This window comes from Gilliamella sp. Pra-s52 (genome assembly GCF_009795805.1).
Taxonomy (GTDB): Bacteria; Pseudomonadota; Gammaproteobacteria; order Enterobacterales; family Orbaceae; genus Gilliamella.
The window spans coordinates 106,172-128,034 of sequence record NZ_WTEY01000003.1 but is presented as its reverse complement, the minus strand read 5'-3'; the positions used below and the strand labels follow the sequence as shown (position 1 = coordinate 128,034).

Annotated in this window: 17 protein-coding genes and 1 pseudogene; 14 read left to right on the top strand and 4 right to left on the bottom strand. The window is 35.2% G+C overall.

All coding sequences use genetic code 11. The features are described from left to right. Positions 1 to 3: 3 nt before the first annotated feature. From GQ594_RS04395 to pmrB, 4 genes are all read left to right on the top strand, one after another. Positions 4 to 729 (top strand): amino acid ABC transporter permease, encoded by a 726-nt coding sequence (locus GQ594_RS04395; protein WP_160411624.1) that lies wholly within the window; start codon positions 4 to 6, stop codon positions 727 to 729. Between the two features lie 6 nt (positions 730 to 735). Beyond that, positions 736 to 1,419 carry an amino acid ABC transporter permease gene (locus GQ594_RS04390; protein WP_160400011.1) on the top strand — a complete coding sequence of 228 codons (684 nt, stop codon included), beginning with the start codon at positions 736 to 738 and terminating at the stop codon, positions 1,417 to 1,419. A gap of 144 nt (positions 1,420 to 1,563) precedes the next feature. Further along, the gene (gene pmrA, locus GQ594_RS04385) at positions 1,564 to 2,226 is read left to right on the top strand and encodes a two-component system response regulator PmrA (RefSeq protein ID WP_160411625.1); all 663 of its coding nucleotides are present in this window, start codon (positions 1,564 to 1,566) and stop codon (positions 2,224 to 2,226) included. Positions 2,227 to 2,342: 116 nt separating this feature from the next. Then, a complete protein-coding gene (gene pmrB, locus GQ594_RS04380) occupies positions 2,343 to 3,374 on the top strand; it encodes a two-component system sensor histidine kinase PmrB (protein ID WP_237398470.1) in 1,032 nt (343 codons plus the stop codon). Here pmrB and GQ594_RS04375 read toward each other — a convergent pair. Further along, the gene (locus GQ594_RS04375; RefSeq protein WP_160411626.1) at positions 3,343 to 3,963 is read right to left on the bottom strand and encodes a YrbL family protein; all 621 of its coding nucleotides are present in this window, start codon (positions 3,961 to 3,963) and stop codon (positions 3,343 to 3,345) included. The genes pmrB and GQ594_RS04375 overlap by 32 nt on opposite strands. Positions 3,964 to 4,240: 277 nt before the next feature. On the opposite strand from GQ594_RS04375, the gene rplM reads away from it, so the two are divergent. After that, a complete protein-coding gene (gene rplM, locus GQ594_RS04370) occupies positions 4,241 to 4,669 on the top strand; it encodes a 50S ribosomal protein L13 (RefSeq protein WP_065566227.1) in 429 nt (142 codons plus the stop codon). 11 nt (positions 4,670 to 4,680) lie between these two features. Then, positions 4,681 to 5,073, top strand: a complete 393-nt coding sequence (gene rpsI / locus GQ594_RS04365) for a 30S ribosomal protein S9 (RefSeq protein WP_160411627.1) — start codon at positions 4,681 to 4,683, stop codon at positions 5,071 to 5,073. A gap of 1,521 nt (positions 5,074 to 6,594) precedes the next feature. Here rpsI and GQ594_RS04360 read toward each other — a convergent pair. Both GQ594_RS04360 and GQ594_RS04355 read right to left on the bottom strand, forming a co-directional pair. Next, positions 6,595 to 8,898, bottom strand: coding sequence for a TonB-dependent receptor domain-containing protein (locus GQ594_RS04360; protein ID WP_160411628.1), 2,304 nt, complete (start codon positions 8,896 to 8,898; stop codon positions 6,595 to 6,597). Positions 8,899 to 9,004: 106 nt separating this feature from the next. Continuing rightward, positions 9,005 to 9,853, bottom strand: coding sequence for a heme/hemin ABC transporter substrate-binding protein (locus GQ594_RS04355; RefSeq protein WP_160411629.1), 849 nt, complete (start codon positions 9,851 to 9,853; stop codon positions 9,005 to 9,007). A gap of 269 nt (positions 9,854 to 10,122) precedes the next feature. Here GQ594_RS04355 and hutW point away from each other — a divergent pair. The 7 genes and pseudogenes from hutW to GQ594_RS04320 all read left to right on the top strand — a co-directional run. Next, a pseudogene (hutW, locus tag GQ594_RS04350) lies at positions 10,123 to 11,427 on the top strand (heme anaerobic degradation radical SAM methyltransferase ChuW/HutW); the annotation flags it as partial. Positions 11,428 to 11,561: 134 nt separating this feature from the next. Continuing rightward, the gene (hutX, locus tag GQ594_RS04345; protein WP_160411631.1) at positions 11,562 to 12,062 is read left to right on the top strand and encodes a heme utilization cystosolic carrier protein HutX; all 501 of its coding nucleotides are present in this window, start codon (positions 11,562 to 11,564) and stop codon (positions 12,060 to 12,062) included. An 18-nt stretch (positions 12,063 to 12,080) separates the two neighbouring features. Next, complete coding sequence (locus tag GQ594_RS04340; RefSeq protein WP_160411632.1) at positions 12,081 to 12,719, top strand: NAD(P)H-binding protein; 639 nt, start codon at positions 12,081 to 12,083, stop codon at positions 12,717 to 12,719. Positions 12,720 to 12,765: 46 nt separating this feature from the next. After that, positions 12,766 to 13,767 (top strand): FecCD family ABC transporter permease, encoded by a 1,002-nt coding sequence (locus GQ594_RS04335; protein WP_337189479.1) that lies wholly within the window; start codon positions 12,766 to 12,768, stop codon positions 13,765 to 13,767. Next, the gene (locus tag GQ594_RS04330; protein ID WP_442903576.1) at positions 13,760 to 14,557 is read left to right on the top strand and encodes a heme ABC transporter ATP-binding protein; all 798 of its coding nucleotides are present in this window, start codon (positions 13,760 to 13,762) and stop codon (positions 14,555 to 14,557) included. Before GQ594_RS04335 ends, GQ594_RS04330 begins: the two co-directional genes overlap by 8 nt. 85 nt (positions 14,558 to 14,642) lie before the next feature. Further along, positions 14,643 to 15,644 carry a zinc transporter ZntB gene (gene zntB / locus GQ594_RS04325; protein ID WP_160399981.1) on the top strand — a complete coding sequence of 334 codons (1,002 nt, stop codon included), beginning with the start codon at positions 14,643 to 14,645 and terminating at the stop codon, positions 15,642 to 15,644. 73 nt (positions 15,645 to 15,717) lie between these two features. Then, a complete protein-coding gene (locus tag GQ594_RS04320) occupies positions 15,718 to 17,610 on the top strand; it encodes a DNA topoisomerase III (protein WP_160411633.1) in 1,893 nt (630 codons plus the stop codon). Between the two features lie 85 nt (positions 17,611 to 17,695). Here the strand turns inward: GQ594_RS04320 and GQ594_RS04315 are convergent, their stop codons facing one another. After that, the gene (locus GQ594_RS04315) at positions 17,696 to 18,367 is read right to left on the bottom strand and encodes a hypothetical protein (protein ID WP_160411634.1); all 672 of its coding nucleotides are present in this window, start codon (positions 18,365 to 18,367) and stop codon (positions 17,696 to 17,698) included. A 711-nt stretch (positions 18,368 to 19,078) separates the two neighbouring features. Between GQ594_RS04315 and mgtA the strand changes: the two genes are divergently transcribed. Beyond that, complete coding sequence (gene mgtA / locus GQ594_RS04310) at positions 19,079 to 21,787, top strand: magnesium-translocating P-type ATPase (RefSeq protein WP_160411635.1); 2,709 nt, start codon at positions 19,079 to 19,081, stop codon at positions 21,785 to 21,787. Positions 21,788 to 21,863: the final 76 nt, after the last annotated feature.

Sequence of the window (21,863 nt, the reverse complement as noted above, 5' to 3'; positions counted from 1 at the left end):
GTTATGTACGAGCAATTACTTGAGCCCCGTTACCTGTGGTGGTTATGGGATGGTTTTTTAGTTACGTTAGCTATCTCATTACTTACTATTATTTTTTCAACATTATTGGGTTTTTTACTGGTTATTGCTCAACAAAGTAAAATTAAAATTATTAAAATCATCGTAATGGGGTATAACGCAATTTTTCGTTATTCTCCATTATTGCCACAGCTCTTTTTTTGGTATTTTGGCGTGGGTAATTTATTACCTGTTGAATTTAAATTATGGTTATTCGATGAACCGCAAATTTGGTTGTTCTTTTTTTCACTGAAAATGCCATCGTTTGAGTTTATTATTGGTTTAGTTGGATTGACGTGTTATTCAAGTGCGTTTATTGCTGAAGAGTTTAAAGCTGGCATTGCTGGCGTTAGGCGAGGGCAAGAACATGCATCATTAGCTTTAGGTTTAACTTGGTGGCAAAGTATGCGATTTGTTATTTTACCGCAAAGCTTTCGTATTGCCTTTCCGCCTTTAATTGGTCAGTACATGAATATCATCAAAAATTCGTCATTAACAATGGCTATTGGTGTGTTAGAGCTTTCTTATGTATCGCGTCAAGTTGAAACCGAATCATTAAAAACTTTTCAAGACTTTGCCATTGCTACTTTATTGTATATTTTAGCCATTATTATTGTTGGTACTTTAGGTAATATTTATCAAGCAAAACGATTACAAATAGGTAAGGTGTAACCACTTATGGAGCTTAAAGGGTTAGAAGTTATTTATAATAATTTAAGTTATATGATGTGGGGTAACTTTCCGGGTGGCATGTTTTTAACATTGTTAATGAGTCTTATTGCCATTCTATTTTCAACCTTTTTAGGTATTTTAGCCGGAGTGGGGCTAACGGTTTTTAAAGGGGGAATGCATCATTTGTTAGTAGCTGTGCTTGGTTTTTTAAGAGCAATTCCCGTTGTTATGCTTATTTTTTGGACTTATTTTCTTTTGCCTGTATTACTCAATATTGATGTCCCCGCTATTGCAACTGTAGTTTTTGCATTATCACTTATTGGTGCTGCTTATATTGGTCATTCAGTTCATGCTGGCATGATTGCTGTGGCTAAAGGACAGTGGCAAGCAGCGTTTTCATTGGGGTTGACTAAAAAACAAGTTATTTTATTTATCATTTTACCTCAAGCTCTTAAAATGATGTTGCCTTCTTTTGTTAATCAATGGGTTTCAATCATTAAAGATACGTCGTTAGCCTATATTGTTGGAGTGGCAGAATTTACTTTTATTGCAACACAAATTAATAATCGTAGTATGGTTTATCCAACGGAGATATTTTTGTTTGTGATTGTTGTTTATTTTATTATCTGTGCATCACTTGATTTTGCGGTTTCGATTTTACCAAAATTAAAGTTATTTCATTTTAAATAACATATACAAAAATGTCTTATTAGTTTTTAATAGATCATTTTAATCATTGAAGGATAAGCAATTCACTGCTTTTCTACACTTTAGATATATAAAGTATATAATAGGTAACGAAAGTTTTAACATCCACATTAGGGTGGCTGAACAATGAAGATATTAATTGTCGAAGATGATAGCTTGCTACAAAAAGGGTTGTATGATGGTATCACATCAAGCGGTTATGTCTGTGAAGTTGCTTCAAATGGCAAGCAGGCTGAAGAATATATTCAATTTGGGAAATTTAGTTTAATTATTTTAGATTTAGGTTTACCAGATTGTGATGGACTGGAACTGTTAATCCGCTGGCGAAAAAATAACATATCAACTCCTGTACTGGTTTTAACTGCTCGCGATACGATTGAAGATAGAGTAGATGGTTTAGATAATGGTGCCGATGATTATTTAATTAAACCTTTTGTTTTAGCCGAATTATTAGCTAGAGTAAGAGCATTAATTCGTCGAGATCAAGGTACTGCTGATAATCTTATTAGCTATGGCCCGATTACTATTGACATTAAACATCAAAACGTAATGCTTAATAATCAAAAAGTAGTATTGACTCCCAAAGAGTTTATTGTATTGTCTCGATTAATGCTAAAAGCTGGCGAAAAGGTACACCGAGATTTATTACAAAATGATCTTTATGATTGGCAAAGTGATCCAAGTTCGAATGTTTTAGAAGTTTATATTCATGGATTACGTAATAAATTAGGTAAAAATTTTATTCGTACAGTACGAGGATATGGTTATCAACTTAATGATGGATGTTGATAAGCCGATTAATTTAAAATTAGTTTAAATTAGACAATTAGATTATGATTTCAAAATCACTCAATAATATACGTCATAGCATTCGTTGGAACCTCTTTTTTACTTTAGGTTTTATTATGTTGGTTTGTCAGATTATTACTGTTTTTTGGCTATGGCATGAAAGTAAAGAACAAATTGATGCATTGGTTAATTTAACTCTAAGTCAAAATAAAATTGATGAAGTTGTTGAACAAGAAGAGCTAGAAGCCATTTTTGTTTTATTTTGCTCTGCGTTTTCAATGATGTTAGTAACACTCTTTTTAGCATACCAAGCCATCAAACGAATAACAAAACCTCTCGAAATTTTAGAAAAAGATCTTAATCAGCGTACCGAACAAAACCTAAACCCCATTGCACCAATTAGTGATATGCGTGAGATTAAATCGATTACGTCAGTATTAAATAACCTTTTTGTTAGATTGAATAATACATTATCTCAAGAACGTCTTTTTACCGCTGATGTGGCTCACGAAATGCGAACACCTTTAGCGGGTATCCGTTTGCATTTAGAATTATTAGAAAATAAACATAATATTGATTGTTGTGAATTAATTAGTCGTATAGATCGTTTAGTTAATACTGTCGAACAACTATTAATGCTTGCACGAGCTAGTCAAAAATTTACAATAGGACAATATCAACATATTAATTTTTATAATGATATTATGATTCCGTTATCCGACGAGCTAACAGAATTAACCTCAAAAAAACAGCAACGCCTTGAATGGTATATGGTTAATAAAAATCTTGTTTTTAATGGTGATGTGACTTTGATAAGGCTATTAGTGCGTAATTTAGTCGAAAATAGTTATCGTTACAGTCCAGATAACACCAAAATTATGGTAAGTTGTTATCAAGACAAAAAAGACATTGTTATTACGGTCGAAGATGATGGTAAAGGGATCGATGAATCTAAAAGCGAACAATTGACCCAAGCCTTCTTTCGTATGGATCGTAAGCATAATGGTATCGGGCTTGGCTTAAGTATTGTTAATCGTATTGCCAAATTGCATCATGGCCTATTTACCTTAAAAAATAGGCCTGATAAAGCGAACGGTGTTATTGCACAATTTCGAATTATTGATTCAGATCGTCAACTAAACGTGTGATCAATTGGTTGTCGCTATTTTCTTTAATTATTGATATTAAAAAACGTTGCCAAGTTCGTTCAATTTTAGCTTTAGCAAAAAATGGAATGTAATTGGCAATTGGAATTAAGGTTGAGTTACCAATATTATCGATAATAACTAATCGGCTTTTTTGAGTACTTAAGTGTTGAAATAAAATATTTTTGCTTTTTATTGTCATTGTAATAATGCGGTCTTTTAATAAAGCTGATTTTAGCGTTTTTAAAGCAAGCACTAAACCATCATAATATTGCATAGTTAATTTTTCATCAGCGAGGTATCTTTCAAGCGGTATAGCTATTTCACCATTATAATCCCGAATAAGTTCAAAAGCATGACCTTTACCATAACTCGTTGAAACTGGACCGTAATATTTTGCTAGCGCATCAAATGAAACGTTTCGTCTAATTAGATGTTTATAATAGGAAATTTCTCGATTTGTTTCCTCGTCGGCACCAACATTATAATTTACTTTGATACACTTACTTGGATCATTCGGATAATGATAACATTTTCGATGCAATCCTCTGCTAATATAATCTTCTTCTGAAAGTTGAATTGTATTGTTCATTTATTAAAATATTCTGTCATTCAATATTATTTTTTAGTTTATCAGCAAGCGTCCCTTCTCGCTATGATTTTTTCTTTTTTACTCTAGCGCTTTTATATTATTTCTGTATAATATCGCAACCCACGTTACGACAATGTTTTTCCCAACGTTGTTTGCGGTTGTCGATATTAATATAACCACTCGAAGGGGTGAGTTGGTTAATAGATACAATCAAAAAGTGTAAATAAATCAAAATGATTTATTAACGTGAGATTAATTTAAAATTGGATAATTACGAATGAGTACTTTTTCAGCTAAACCAGAAACAGTTAAACGCGACTGGTATGTTGTTGATGCAGCAGGTAAAACGTTAGGTCGTTTAGCTACTGAAATCGCAAGCCGTTTGCGTGGTAAACACAAAGCAGAATATACACCACATGTTGATACAGGTGATTATATTATCGTTATCAATGCAGAAAAAGTTGCTGTAACAGGCAAAAAACGCACTGATAAAATTTATTATCGTCATACTGGTTACATTGGTGGACTTAAAGAAGCGACTTTTAAAGAAATGATTGAACGTCATCCTGAACAAGTCATCGAAATTGCTGTAAAAGGCATGTTACCGAAAGGTCCTCTTGGTCGTGCAATGTACCGTAAACTAAAAGTTTATGCTGGTAATGAGCACAATCATGCGGCACAACAACCGCAAGTATTAGATATTTAAGGGGATAGAAGATGGCTGATAATCAATATTACGGTACAGGTCGCCGCAAAAGTTCCGCTGCTCGTGTGTTTATCAAACCAGGTAGTGGTAACATCGTTATTAACAAACGTTCATTAGAGCAATACTTTGGTCGTGATACTGCTCGTATGGTTGTTATGCAACCATTAGAGTTAGTAGAAATGACTGACAAACTTGATCTTTACATCACTGTTAAAGGTGGTGGTATTTCAGGTCAAGCTGGTGCTATTCGTCACGGTATTACTCGTGCGTTAATGGAATATGACGAAACCTTACGCTCAGTATTGCGTCAAGCAGGCTTCGTTACTCGTGATGCACGTCAAGTTGAACGTAAAAAAGTGGGTCTACGAAAAGCTCGTCGTCGTCCACAGTTCAGCAAACGATAAGTGCGACAAGGGTCGTGCTTACCACACCTAACTTATTGATTTTTATCAATATTTTAGGTGGATACTTAGGGTCAAAAGCCCTAAGTGTCTCTACACAGTATCTAAGTAGGACATTATATATAGTGTCCGAAAGGATACTGTGTATATAACCCTCCAAAGGTACAGTTGGTAATATAATCTAGTTGAGATACCTCAACTATTATAGAGAACTAACTCTCTTTTTACAATTCAATTTAAACACATCTGATAAATTCTGGTACTTTCCAACAGGATGCAATAGATATTATTGTAATCGTGGAAGGAGAGGAGAGAATTCCAATCAGCATATAGTTTAAGCTGAAATTGATGAAGTGTGTGTAGTGATAAGTGCAAAAGCTATTATTATCATTGTTGAATCAGGATTGTAGCAACATTATACAAGAATGAGAGTTCAACCTGTTATATGGCTAACAGTAGTCTAGGGATAGTGCGAGACTGGCAACGGTCTGGTGCGGAGCTTCCTGACAATGTACCCCCTTGAGGAATAGCAAGGTTAATGCGTACTGTGAGGTAACATTAAGTAATGGCAAGTAGTATGTCATGAGGGGCTAGACTGAGTAGAAAGATGAACGTAAGTGAATAGATAATAAACGTCGTAATGCTGAAAAAGCCAAAACTACTGATAGGCTTTGACCAAAAGGTAATATAGTCGGATATTCCTGTTTATCGTGGGAATACGTCATCAAAAAGACTATCGGCGAACAGTCTACATCTTAACTACTCGTGTGATAATAATGGAACTTGGTAAGCCTGTACGTTTGCCGTCCACAATTCAGCAATCGATATTATATATAGAGTGCAAAGATTGAGGTTGGCAGGCAAAGCGTAAGTGATGCTGATGAATGTGCAGGTAAGGGAGGTTAGAGAAAGCGAATGATTGGCTGTAATGGTCAATATAGGGTATGAAACATGACCTAACTCGAAAGGGTGCAGACTTCTAACTGGTCTTTCGTCGCAAGATGTTAGGCTAATCCTTTGGTGGGTAATTTCCAATGAAATTATGTTAGGCGAGGGATGAGCTAGCGAATGCTGAGCAGTTGTGGATTATCGGGAAAAATAGTCCACCTGTGAACATTCGCCAAGCTCAAAACTCAATCATTAACCGTGTTACAAAGTGGTAGAGTATTTGATTTACTGAATAACTACCACATGTAGCGTGGGTAGTTACGTTGGCGGTTATTCATACCGTCGGGAAAGCAAAACGGGTAGGATGGCATCAATGATTTGGTTTGAGTGAGTTTTTTGTAAAAAACATTAAAATAAAAACTTTAATAAAATCAATGCCTTTCCTGACTGATTTTTAGGGTAAAATTAAAATGTCTGAAATTATAGTGTCGATCTTATTTATTGTTCTGATAAAATTTTGGATGAGGATTGATTTTATTGATGTTTTTTATAGCTGTTAATCCCTAGCTTCTTTTTATAAAAAATAACCCGCTTAAGCGGGTTAGTCTCAAAAAATACCGTGTCTTTAATTTGCGATTAAAAATCAATATCCATCCCTAATTGGAATGTCCTACCTGGTGCGGTAAACATTTCTAGGTATTTATAATTTGATGTTTTGTATAATTTATTATTGCTCAGGTAATCCCAGTATTTTTGATCGGTAAGGTTATAAATACCACCACTTAATTTTACGTTTTTAGTGATATTAACATAACCCGTTAAATCAATAATTCCATGGCCTGCAATTCTAAAATAATCATCAGTTGAGTCTTTAATTGGTTTACCATCGTTGTTATATGTTTCACGAGTTGTACCGTCAGTTTTTTTGCCTTTTTGGAATGTTGTTGTCAATGCAAAACCGTAGTATTGGTTAGGGTCATCCCATGCGAGTCCAATAGTGCTTTTTAATGGCGCTATGGTGTCCATTTCAATGTATTTGTCGCCCAAATAACTTGATTTTGATTTGCCTTGGTTGTAGCCGATGGCAAATCTTGCACTTAAGCCATTGACTGATTCAAACCACGTTCCGATGTTAAATTCGCTACTTAGTTCTGCACCGTAAATGTAGGCTTTATCTCGGTTTTCAGATTGGTAGACGATTCGGTTACCGACTCCTACAAAGTTTTTTTTGTAACGAGAATAAGCAATAAAGTTTTTGTATTTATTATAAAAAGCCGCTGTCGATAATGTAATGCCCGCTGTCGGTTGTCCTTTTAGGCCTAGTTCAAAGTTATCGCTGGTTTCAGTTTTTAGATTTGAATCCCCCACAAGTACATACATTTGGCTATGTGCTAAATATGAGCCATATAATTGGTTTTGATTTGGCATTTGTGCACCACGTTTGTATTGTAAGTAAGTGGTGAAGTTGGGGGTAATGTCGTACATGAATGACAGCGATGGTAGGATTTTGAAGTCACTGTTGCTGCTGTACTGTTTGCCAAGTTGGTTTGCGTTGATATTAGTTACGCTCATGTTTTCAAGATGTTGAGGTTTTGTGTTTTGGTATATTGCTCTTGCACTCGGAACTAAATAAAAGTTGTTGCTGCTGTTGATATTAAAACTAATACGGTCTTCAATAAATCCACCTAGTTGATAACTACGGCTGTCTGCTTGTGGTTTTGTGTAATCACCATCAGGGAAGAAATTTCCATATTGTGATTTTGCTGATGTATAAAATGGTGATTCGTCTTTGCCCCATTTTGCATTTAAGCCTGCGCTGATTTTTTGGTTGTCATAGCTTTTTAGTAAGGTGGTGATGAAGTTGTAGGTTTTTGTGTTGTAGTGTGTTTGTGTGTTGAAATTGCCTCTAGATATATGTTTTAGGTCTGTGTTATCGTAAACGTGAGTTTGTTGGTAGTTGATTTGAGTCGTTAGGGTATCAATCCAGCTAATGTTAGTTGGTTTCCATTGATCTTTGAAGGCTAGATTAAAGCGATTATTTTTGCTTTTTTGGTGATCAAGAGATTCAATTTTTTTGCCGTATTTATCCCATGTGTTGTAATGAGCATTTTTTGTTTTTGTGTTGTAATCAATAGTAGTATTGAAAAGGTGTTCACTATTTATTTGCCAACCAAAACCCGCTAATAGTGAATTTGAGTGCCAGTTTTCTGGGTAGTTGTTGATTGAGTCGCCATGATTACGGCCTTGTTGACCATCGCGTCGGCTTAATACTAAGATACCATTTAAGTCGTCATCACCACCAGCCATAGTTAGTCCTTGATGGTAACTTCTATCAGTACTGTCATAATTGTTTTGGTAACCAAAGTAACTTGTTTTACCTGGATATAGATAGTAGCTAGCAGTTTTTGTTTGGAATGATACCGAACCACCTAATGCATTATTGGCGTTACTAACCGATGTTGCACCTGATTGGATATCAACGTTGTTGTACATGTAGGTATCTATATAATCGCGACCAATACCATAAGTCCCAAAACCAGCTCTACCCACTGAGTTGACGCGTCCTTGTGCGATGGGTAAAGGCATGCCATCAATGTCAATAGAAACTCGGTTGGCGTCTAATCCACGGATGTTATAACCTGTAAACCCTCCACGATCCCAACTACTTTTGCCACTGCCTGAGCCAGAAATGTTGCCCGGTGCCGAAATGAGTGGTTGATAACGCATGAGTGTGCCAAAATTAGTGCCACCATCGCGTCTGATATCTTGTTCTGATATTTCCGTTTTGCTGCCGGGCTTTTTTGTTGCTTCGTGCGCAGTAACTGTCATGACGTCATTGTATTTTTCATTGTCATTATTTTCTGCTGCAATTGTTGGCATGGCAAAGGATAAACTAAAAGCTAATGCACTAGTTTTTTTTAAATGAGTAAAGTTAAGCATTTTATTCCTTTCAAACATAATAAATTAAATAATACGCTTCAATTGCTTCGCTTAAAATTGTTATAAATCAAATATAATTATTATGTTATAAACCATTTCACCAATATTATTTAGGGTAAAAATGTTGGTAAAATATTTGCGCTACTTCGTCAACTCTTGGTCCTATACCAAATAGGTAGCTGTCATCGATGGTAATGATGCGATTATTTTTAAATGCTGATGTTTCGGTAATTCCCGCAATGGTATTTAGTTTTTCGATCCCGCCTAATTGTTCAATTGAATATTTATTTAATACGATAATTTCAGGATTCATAGCAATTAAAGATTCTGCGGTATAAGTTTTGTAGCTGGTATGTTTGGCAAGATTTTCCCCTCCTGCGATGGTGATTAGGGCATCAGCTGTGGTATTTTTACCGGCGACTGAATTAGTCCCCCCCATGCTCATTAAAAAAAGCACTTTTGCTTTATTAGGATGGTTGTTGGTTTTTTCTTGAATTTTAGTTATGTTAGTTTTGATTTTATTGATTAGTTGTTGCCCTTGAGTTTGTTTATTTAGTTTGTCAGCAATTTTTTCAATATTAGTATAGAGTAAATCAAGTGTACCTGGTACACGCTGTAACGATAGTACATCAACTTTAGCTTGATTGACTTGGCTGATTATGTTATCCGGTTCGACATCGCTTAATGTAATAAATAATGTAGGTTTTAGAGATAAGATCCCTTCAATATTGAGTAATTTCCAATAGCCAATTTGTGGGAGTTTTTTTACTGAATCAGGGTAACTACTTGTTTTGTCAACCCCCACAATCTGATCACCTGCACCAAGGGCAAAGACGATTTCAGTTAATGCCCCCCCTGCAATTACAATTCGTTCATTGGCAAAACTGTTATTAAAGCTGTTAAGGGCGAATATGAATAAAAATAGCCCGATTTTTAATATAAAATTTTTTTTCATTGGTTAATCTCTATCCTTGTGTTTTTGAAAAAAACACCAATCACTATAATTAAAATGATAATCATTATCAATAAAAAATATGGTGTTTATTTACATTTTGTTACTTTATTAAGAACAATTAAATTGATCTTTAAAGATTTTTTTTATTTTTATAAGACATTTATCAATATAAATATCAAATGGTTATAAAAATAACTAATAAAAAATGTTGCTAAATGATAATAATTATTATTTAATTTATGGAGATTATTTGTTCAAGAAATGTTGTTATGAGATCATTAGATGTTAGTGCGTTTTATGCAGAAAACGCCGCGTTACCTTTTAAAAATCGTTGGGCAGTCATGCCTTTACAAGCCAGTTTACCTTTATCTCCACAAGATGTTGTGCCTCAATGGGAAGTTATCCAAAATACTGCTTTAGTCGGTAAAAAAAGATTAATTTATATTCATATTCCTTTTTGTGATATTCACTGTCAATTTTGTGGTTTTTATCAAAATCCGTTAAGGAAGTTTAATACCGAAACTTATATTGATTATCTATTGAAAGAAATATCACTAGAAATCCATAGTAAAGCGATGCAATCAGCTCCTATTCATGCTATCTATTTTGGCGGTGGTACGCCATCGGCTTTAGCCGCTGGGCAAATTGCACGAGTGATTCGTTATTTTAAACAACATGCTCCTTTGGCTCCCGATTGTGAAATTACAGTAGAAGGGCGCATTTCTGATTTTGATGATGAGCGGGTTGATAGTTATATTGAAGCTGGTGCAAATCGGTTTTCAATAGGAGTGCAAACGTTTAATTCTGAAATTAGGCAGCGGTTAGGTCGTGAATCAAACGAAGCTCAAATTATTAAACGCTTTGAGCGCATTGCATTGCGCGATAGTGTTGCTTTGGTATGTGATTTAATGTTTGGTTTACCCAATCAAACCACGCAAACTTGGCAGCGAGATTTAGATATTGCAAACGATTTGCCATTAGACGGTGTTGATCTTTATTCGCTAAATTTGTTACCGACAACGCCATTAGCTAAGGGCGTTGAGAATAAACGTATCGAGATCCCGTCTGTCACTGATAAGTGTGACTTTTACCATCAAGGCGCTGAGTTTCTTGCTAAGCAAGGTTGGGTTCATTTGACTAATGCGCATTGGGCAAAAAATAGTCGCGAACGTAATTTGTATAATTTTTTAATTAAGCAAGGTTCAAATTTTTTTGCTTTTGGATCTTGTGCTGGTGGGCGCTTAGGCGGGCAATCGTTTATGATACAACGTGATTTGAACACCTACTATGCGCAGCTCGATCAAGGAAGAAAACCCATAATGATGCTAACGGGGAAACCGTTGGTAGGTGAATGGTTGTATCAATTACAAGCCGGTATTGAAAAAGGGCGTATTGATTTAACTCAGCTAACTGAACATTTTCAATTGTTTGATCCTTTGATTCATCAATGGTATCAAGTTGGGCTTTTGCAAAATAAAAGCTATTGTATGCTTTTGACGTTATCGGGTCGTTTTTGGTCAAGCAATATTTTGCAAGCCTTGCAACAATTATTGTTACAACTTAATAACCCTGAATATATCCAATTACAACAAAAAATAGCACAAGCAAAACAATCAAAACAATCAAAACATGGTCAAGTTGTAATGCCTCATTCTGCTGTTAAAACAGTAAAAAATCCACATAACATTTAGTCATTAAAGGAATTATTATGGTAGATAAACAATCACTTTTAGCCAACTTAGCAGCTTATATGCAAACCAACCCTGAAGAGTTATTAGAAAAAATTGCTCAGGATCATCATGTTACTTTGACACAAGTTATTCAAGCATTGCCAGATGCAAAAATCGTTGAAGGTTGTCATTTTGATACAATTTGGAATGAAGTGACAACTTGGGGAGAAGTGCTGTTTTTAGTGCATACCGGTGATGTCATCGCTGAAATTTCGGGCGAATTGCCACCGGGATCGTATAGCCAAAAATATTTTAATTTACGTCATCAGACAGGGTTAAGTGGTCATATCAAAGCAGATCATTGTCAATATATTGCTTTTATTGAACGCAAATTTATGAAAATGTCTACAGCGTCAATGATATTCCTTAATCATAAGGGGCAAGCAATGTTTAAAATTTTTGTTGGCCGTGATGAAAAACATCAATTAAAAGCTGACCAACTAGAAAAATTCAGAGCATTATCTAAAATAATTGATTGATTTTAAGAAGTTAATACTATGAAAACATTATTGATTTTTGGGGTAAGCTCAAAACTTGGAACGGGCTATCAAGTTTTACAGTTAGCAAAGCAAATTTATCCTAATTGGCGCTATATTGTTTTAGTTCGAGATAATGATTTTGCCAAGCAATTATCAAGTCAAGGTGTTGAAAGCTATGTCGGCGATGCAACCGATGTTTCACTTGTAAAGCAGTTATGTGAGTTAGCAAGAGCGGATGCTACGATTGTGTCAACCTTGGGTGGCGAAACAGGAAACTATCAAGCACAACGCGTCATTATTGATTGTGCCGAGCAAGTTGGTATTAAGCAGATGGTTTTAGTTACTTCGTTAGGGTGCGGCGATTCGTGGTCTACTTTATCAGATAAAGCTAAACAGGCTTTTGGTAATGCTGTAAGGGAAAAGTCATTAGCTGAACTATGGTTGCAAACCAGTACGTTAAATTTTGTTATTTTAAGACCAGGTGGTTTGCGAGATGGTGAAATGACACAACATGCCGAGTGTTATTATCAACAAGAAGTTCATGGATTTGTTTATCGTATTGATTTAGCGAAAATAATTATTGACAAAATCGCCACAAATCAGTTTGAACAACGTGCTTATAGTGTTGTTGATCCTAGTTTGAATGTGACTTATTGATGGGTGGCATGACGTGAATCAATCGAAACAAAAAAGAGGTTAGTGGGTGCAAAATAATGATCATCGTTCCAATCGCCATCGTTCGTTGTTATGGGGATTAATCGGTCTACTTTTGGTACTTGTTTTGTTTTCTGCCAATTTAGGTGCTTTGAAGTTGTCTATCACACATTTAATAAGTAAGCCATTTGATGATCCTTTGTGGAATATTTGGCTTAATGTTCGTATGCCACGCATTATGTTAGCAGTTATTGTTGGTATGGCGTTAGCCAGCTCTGGGGCGGTGATGCAAGGTTTGTTTAGAAACCCATTGGCCGATTCAGGTTTATTGGGTATTAGTAGTGGTGCATCTTTAATGGTTGGATTATCGATTTTGTTTCCTACGGTCTTTCCTCCTATTATGATGCTTTACGGTAAGATGGTTGCTGCGTTTACTGGTAGTTTGTTTATTTGTCTGTTGATTTATGTTTATAGCTTAAATGCGCAATGTAATTTGGCCAAAATGGTTTTGTTAGGCGTGGCGATTAATGCCATTATTGGTGCGATTATGGGATGCTTAAGTTATATTGGTGATGAAATCCAATTACGGCAAATTTCGTTGTGGTCGATGGGTAACTTGGGTAAAGGGTCGTGGGATCTGGTTTTAGTTGCAGTATCATTGATTATTCCTGCTCTGTTTTGTGTTTTTAAATTGTCTCATGAGCTTAATATTCTTCAACTTGGTGATGAAGATGCGCATTATTTAGGTATTAATGTACAGCGAATAAAACGTTATCTGTTATTACTGTGTGCAGTGTTAATAGGAACTTCGGTCGCAGTTAGTGGTATTATTGCTTTTGTTGGTTTAGTTGTTCCGCATATGATTCGCTTGCAAGTAGGGGCAAATCATCGTTGGTTATTACCTGCCTCTACACTGGGTGGTGCTTGTTTGTTGCTACTTGCAGATACTTTTGCACGAACGTTAGTCGCTCCTACCGAAATCCCTGTTGGGCTTTTTACAAGTTTGATTGGTGGTCCTTATTTTCTATGGTTAATCTTAAAACATAAATAATAGATGGAATCTGATTATGTTAACTGCTGAACATTTGACTTTTAGTTATGCAAATCGCACTTTAATTAATGATGTGTCTTTAACGATAAAAGCTGGTGAAATTATAATTATAATTGGACCAAATGGTGCAGGTAAATCAACACTGTTGCGTTTGTTAACTGGGTACCAAAAACCATCATCGGGAGAGTGCTATTTATTTGATAAGCCGTTATCACAATGGTCAGAAAAGCAGTTATCTAAGGTCAGAACGGTGATGTTACAACAAAGCCACTTGACCTTTCCTTTCAAAGTGAAGGAAGTGGTTGCAATGGGGCGTTCTCCTTATGGCAAGGCCGATTTTAATCAAGCTGTTCAGGAAACAATGTCACAAACTGATTGCCTAAAGCTAGCTGAGCGTGATTACCGTAGTTTGTCAGGGGGGGAACAGCAACGTGTACAGTTAGCTAGAGTTTTGGCACAATTGTGGCAACCGAAGCCAACCGAAAAATTGCTGTTTTTAGATGAACCGACCTCTGCACTTGATTTATATCACCAGCAACAGACTTTAAGATTATTAAAACAACTTGCGTGCAAACAAAAATTAGCAGTGTGTTGTGTTTTGCATGATCTTAATTTAGCAGCATTATATGCCGACAAAATCCTATTAATTAATCAAGGAAAAATTGTTGAGGAAGGCTCTCCTAAAGACGTTTTAACCGCTGATAATGTTGAGCGTTGGTATGGTGTGGAATTGGGTATTTATCATCATCCTGACAATTCTTGTATTCCACAAATTTATTTAATGCCTTAGGGTAGAATATAAACACTAATTAGTAGCTCCATTTTAATCTAAATTCAGTATATAATTTAAAAAAACCATAACAAATGGGGTTATAATGACGAATCAAAATAGTGAAAGTGTTATTTCTGTTTCTCATCTTTTAGAGGCTAATCCAGCATTTTGTTGTCAATTAGATGGTAAAGGCAAAGCTATACCGCTTAATGAACATAGCATTCCTTCTGTTTCACAACCCTTTTGGATTCATTTAGACTTTGCTAAACAAGAAACGGTCAATTGGATAAACACCACTCCCCTAATTCCTGATTTAATTAAAATTGAGTTAGTAAAGCCAAATCAAATATCCAAAGAAATCCGTTTTGATTCGGGGGTTTTAGTAGTATTAAAAGGCGTTAATTTTATTCCCAATGAGCTTCCTGATCCTATTGTTACCTTCCGTTTTTTTATTACCGATAACATGATCATTTCAACTCGACATCAACAAATTTCTGCTATTGCTGAATTAAAAGATCATCTAGAAAAGGGTATTGGTCCTGTGGATGTGGCGGATTGGTTGATTCAAATGTCTGATTTAATAAGTGATCAAGTTAACTTATCTTTTGATAGTGTCCACAATAAAATTATTAAGCTAGAGGATTCTGTATTAAATCAACGTATCTTTTCTTATAAAGAGATCGGTCGAGTTCGTAAACAATTGATCGTTTTACGCCGATTATTGTCGCCACAACGTGATATTTTTGTAAAAATTTCGACTGAAAGAATATCATGGATTGACGATAATGATCGTCAAAGGTTGCATGATATTTCTTATCAACAAAATCATTATGTATCAGATATTGATAGCTGTTTGTTGCGGTTAGCTTCAATTATGGAGCAGATTAATAGCTTTTTGGCCGAATCAACCAATAAACGAATTTACTTAATGTCACTATTTACCATTATTTTCACACCAATTACGTTTTTAACCAGTTTACTTGGGGTCAATTTAGCAGGTATTCCTTTTAGTGGTGAAGGTTGGTCTTTTGTTGGATTAATATTGTTACTTGTTATTATTTGTATTATTTCGGTTATTTGGCTTAAATATAAAAAATGGTGGTAATTAGGCTAATCTTTTTTGTAAAAAACGAATAAGCGTTTATAATTTTTAGTATTTTTAATGAATAATTGTTGTTATGCAGTCTAATCAGCCCTATCGTTTATTTATTGCTGAAAAACCCAGTTTAGCTCGGGCCATTGCTGATGTGTTACCAAAACCTCATCAAAAAGGTAATGGTTTTATTAAAGCAAGTAATGGTGATGTCGTTAGCTGGTGTATTGGGCACTTGCTTGAACAAGCCACCCCAGAAGTTTATGATCAGCGATATAAAAAGTGGGTAATTAACGATTTACCCATTGTGCCTGAAAAGTGGATATTGACGCCAAAAAATACGACAGAAAAACAATTTAATATTTTGGTGGATCTCATTAAATCGGCCGATCAAATTGTGCATGCTGGTGATCCGGATAGGGAAGGGCAGTTGTTGGTTGATGAAGTTTTAAATTATTGCCAATTACCACTAGATAAACGCAAATCAATAAAGCGCTGTTTGATTAGTGATTTAAATGCTAGCGCTGTTGAAAAGTCATTACAGCAATTACGCAGTAACCAAGATTTTATCCCTTTGTCTACATCAGCCTTGGCAAGAGCACGAGCCGATTGGCTTTATGGTATCAATATGAGCCGACTTTGTACTATTGTTGGGCAAAAAAACGGTTATCGGGGTGTATTGTCAATAGGGCGAGTACAAACGCCTATTTTAGGGCTAGTTGTTAGGCGTGATTTGGAAATAGCACAATTTGTACCAAAGCCATTTTATGATGTGTTCGCTGTTCTGCAAACCAAAGATAATGAAATTTTCAAAGCCAAATGGCAACCAAGCGAAGCTTGTGCCCCTTATCAAGATGAAGAAGGGCGAGTATTAGTCAAAAAATTAGCCGAAAACGTTTGTCAGCGTATTAACCACCAACCTGGAACTATTGATAAAGTCAGCAATAAAAAGAAAGAGCTTGCCCCGCCAATGCCATTTAATTTATCGGCACTGCAAATTGAGATGGCTAAAAAAAATGGACTGAGTGCTCAAGATGTGCTTGATGTTTGTCAATCGTTATATGAAAAACACAAATTAATTACTTATCCAAGATCAGATTGTCGATTTTTGCCTGAAGAGCATTTAAAGCAGATTGCTGGTATAAGATCTTCCATTGAAAATAATTGTCCAGAACTGCAAACCGCAATTAGTAATGCCGATTATACTTTACGCACTAAAGCGTGGAATGACAAAAAAGTAGAGGTGCACCACGCTATTATTCCAACTTTACGTAAAGCAAAAATGGATAACCTAACTGTTAACGAAAAAGCTGTTTATCAAGCCATTGCAACGCAATATTTAGCGCAATTTTACCCCGCTTACAAGTACGCTGAATTACAAATTGATGTTGATATCAAAGGTGGTAAATTTGTTTCTAAAGCTAACCAAATGCTTGATGAAGGTTGGAAAGTTTTGTTTCGAAGTAAAAACAACCAAATAGAAGCTAATAACGAGGATAATGAAAGTAATGGTTTATTAACTAAATTAGTTAAAAAAGGCGAAACAGTGCAATGTATTGATACTGAACTGGTTAGCAAAGAAACGCAACCACCAAGGCCGTTTACCGATGCAACACTATTGTCGGCAATGACGGGAATTGCTCGATTTGTTAAAGATCCCGAAATAAAAAAAATACTGCGTGAAACTGATGGACTAGGCACAGAAGCAACTAGGGCAGGGATTATTGAATTGTTATTCAAACGACAGTTTTTAACCCGTCAAGGTAAAACAATACGCTCAACCGAGGTAGGTAAAAACCTAATTTTATCGCTACCCGATATAATGTCCATGCCCGATATGACAGCCCATTGGGAATTACAATTGGATGAAATTAGTAAAAAAGCATTTTCGTATCAGCAATTCATGCATCAACTCAATTCATCACTATTAGATCTTGTTAATCAGTTAAAAAACACAAGATTAAACATTCGTGCTTAGTTGTTATCTATTAGTTGTTATCTAAAAAACAGGATGAAAAGTCATGACTATAATTCACCCTGTCGATTGAATTGTTATGGATTGGTTATTTTTCTGATTCTGTTGTTTCTTCTAACATTGAGGTGTTATTTTTATCTTTTATTACTTTAGCCAATTCATTATTTGCTCTTTGTAAAAAGCTGTTATCTTTTAAAATTAAAAGATAAATTTTGAATCGTTTTATTGGTGCTAATGCAAAGCGAAACAATGCTATGATGATGATAAAAATAGTTAAAATAGCAACCATAACATTGATTATCCAAGAAGAACTAAAGATCGTAATTATATTAGATAACAACACAATAAAGGCAAATGTAAATGCTGCACCGCTAAGTATAACTTCTTTAATTAAATAAGGTTTTATTGGTATTATGCTATTATTTTTAATACTAAAATATTGTGTTAATAAATCCAATTGAGTTAGTTCTATAAGGTTATGAACGTCAGCATTAATTAACGAAATAGCAATATTTTCTTTATCAACATTACCCGCTTTATAAAAGCAAACCTTGTTCCAAATAAGTTTCTTTTTGATATTATTTAAATAATCTGTTTGATATTGGGGATGGGGTGTTTTTGCTAAAATATCAGCATATTTAATAATATTGTCAAAAACATCATTTTGTGGACGTTTTTTATAAATAAACGTGACTAAAGAAAGCACAAAAATAGTGATTAAATTGAACCAATTTTCATGGAGTAATTCAGAAATATCCATTTTAAATATTCTCATTAATTAATTGTGTTACGATTTTATCTTATATTGGATAAAATCGGTATTAATTGCGCATCAAAATGAGTATGAAAAAGACGAAAAGTGCTGTTTTCCAACAATCACTACTTTCTTTTTTCTTTATGAGTTGACTTTTTTCTCTTAAAAGCGTATAAATTGCCCGCCTTTTGAGCTTTTCTTCCTTTTTTAGCTATTATGGAAGTTAAAAACGAGGGTGAAGGGAAGTTGAAATATAAAGTGAAGAGTTCAATTTACAGGAGAAATATGGACACTCAATCGGGTCACCCCAAATGTGGGGGAGATAAATTTAAACACATCATTATCGGTTAATGAACCTGTCTAAATCATCATTTTTTCAGTTCACAAACCGAAATTGATAAAACGGTAATGGTGAACGATATGCATTTTTTTACACGCTATCACACAAATTCAAAACATCAATGCGCACACAGCTTTATGCAGTGTATTTTGCACCTTTCAGAAAAACATTTAGAACCACCGAGTTGTATCTAAATTCTTAATTAACACTTTTGCTAATTAAATTTAATGCTTAGGGCTAGCTATACAAAGTAGCTTTATAGGCTAGTTTTGCTATGCAATAAAATTTTAGCTTATCACAAAATTTAATCACTTATCGTTATTTGATAACAATGAGTTGGCATGCTTTTGCCGAAATTATGAATATAGGTACTAAAGATGACAAAAAATGTATCAAAAAATAAAGCACAAAATAGTGCAGATATCAAAGCTATCAACGAAGCGCAAAGCAGCCTTGATAGTATTTTATCTAAATTTCAATCTAGCCTTTCTGGTTTAACGCAAGAGAGTGCAAAATCACGAATTGAACAATATGGTAAAAATGAAGTTGCTCGCGAAAAGGCGCCGTCAATTTTAGTGCAATTATTAATGGCATTTAATAATCCATTTATATTTGTATTATTAGCGTTAGCTATTGTTAGTTTTGTGACTGACTATTGGTTACCTTTGCAAAATGGTGAAGAGACCGATTTAACGGGGATTATTATTATTCTAACGATGGTCTCACTCAGTGGGTTATTGCGTTTTTGGCAAGAGTTTCGCTCGAACAAAGCGGCTGAAGCCTTAAAATCAATGATTCGCACAACAGCAACCGTATTGCGTCGTGCGCATAAAGATATGACCCCAGAGCGCATTGAAATTCCATTAAGTGAAATTGTTCCGGGGGATATTGTTTATTTATCAGCGGGGGACATGATTCCAGCAGATATCCGATTGATTGAATCTAGGGATTTATTTGTTAGCCAAGCGGTGTTAACAGGGGAATCAATTCCTGTTGAAAAGTATGACACTTTAGGTGCTGTAACGCAAAAAACGACAGATAACATTGAACAATCAAACATCGACAAAGATAATGCTCTTGATGTCAATAATATCTGTTTTATGGGCACCAATGTGGTTAGTGGTACTGCTACTGCCATTGTAGTTGCCACAGGTGCTGATACGCATTTTGGTTCGTTGGCAAAGTCAATTGTTGGTTCCCGTGCTGAAACTTCGTTTGATCGTGGTGTTAACAGTGTGAGTTGGTTGCTTATTCGCTTTATGTTAATTATGGTACCAATTGTCTTTTTTATTAACGGTTTTTCAAAAAATGATTGGGGTGATGCGGCACTGTTTGCACTAGCGGTTGCTGTTGGTTTAACACCAGAAATGTTACCAATGATTGTAAGTGCCAACCTAGCCAAAGGCGCGGTTGGTATGGCAAAACGTAAAGTGGTTGTTAAACGCCTTAACGCTATCCAAAATTTTGGCGCAATGGATATTTTATGTACCGACAAAACAGGCACTTTAACGCAAGATAAAATTATTTTAGAGCATCATCTTGATATTAATGGACAAGTTGATTCATCCGTTTTAGAGCTAGCTTGGCTTAACAGCTATTATCAAAGCGGTATGAAAAACTTAATGGATAAAGCCATAATCCGTTTTACCGAAGAAAAGACCCGTATGAAAAAGGTAGGTACCGGCCTATACAAAAAAATTGACGAATTACCGTTTGATTTTGTACGTCGTCGTTTATCAGTAGTAGTACAAAATGGAAGTGATAATCATTTGATGATTTGCAAAGGTGCCGTTGAGGAAATGTTATCTATTGCAAGTCATGTTTATGAAAATGGCGAATATTTACCATTAGATGATAAACGTAAACAAGCATTAATTGCTTTAGCGCATGACTATAACAAAGATGGTTTTAGGGTATTAGCCGTTGGTATAAAAGACATTCCCGCTAGCGAAACAAAAGCACAATACACTGTACAAGACGAAACAGCCCTTGCGATTCGTGGTTTTTTGACCTTTCTAGATCCACCAAAAGAAAGCGCATTTGAAGCTATTTCGGCATTGAGTGAACATGGTGTTGGCGTTAAAGTGTTAACAGGTGATAACGAAATCATCACTATCAAAGTGTGCCGAGAAGTCGGTTTAGAACCAGGTACACCATTACTCGGTACTGAAATTGAAAAGATGGATGATGCTGAACTTAAAATACAAATCGAACAACGTACTATTTTTGCTAAGTTAACGCCATTGCAAAAATCACGAATTATTCGATTATTGCAAGATAATGGTCATACCGTTGGATTTTTAGGGGATGGTATTAATGATGCGCCAGCCCTTCGTGATGCCGATGTTGGAATATCAGTTGATACCGCAACTGACATCGCTAAAGAGTCGGCCGATATTATTTTGCTTGAAAAGAGCTTAATGGTGTTAGAAGAAGGTGTAATATGTGGACGTGAAACCTTTGGTAATATCATGAAATACTTAAACATGACAGCAAGCTCAAATTTTGGCAATATTTTTTCAGTATTGGTGGCTAGTGCGTTTCTACCATTTTTACCTATGCTAGCGATACATTTACTCATTCAAAATTTGCTGTATGATATTTCACAACTATCATTACCATGGGACAAAATGGATGATGAGTTTTTACAAAAACCACGTAAATGGGATGCGTTAAATATTAAACGATTTATGATCTGGATTGGACCTACGTCGTCTATTTTCGACATCTCAACGTATGCTTTAATGTGGTTTGTTTTCAGTGCTAATAGTATTGAAATGCAATCATTATTCCATTCGGGGTGGTTTATTGAAGGGTTACTATCACAAACGTTAGTGGTACACATGCTTAGAACACAAAAAATTCCATTTGTGCAAAGCACTGCGGCATTCCCCGTAATTGTGATGACATTGCTAATTATGGCTGTGGGTATTTATATTCCGTTTTCTCCACTTGGTGGGGTAATTGGATTAGAACCATTACCTTGGTCATACTTTCCATGGCTTTTAGCAACCCTATTTAGTTATTGCTGTGTTGCACAATTGATGAAACGGATTTATATTAAACGCTTCGGACAATGGTTTTAATGCACCAATGACAACTGATTAACAATAACGGCTAAGCGATATCAATATCGCTTAGCGATTCTAAAATTTATATAGT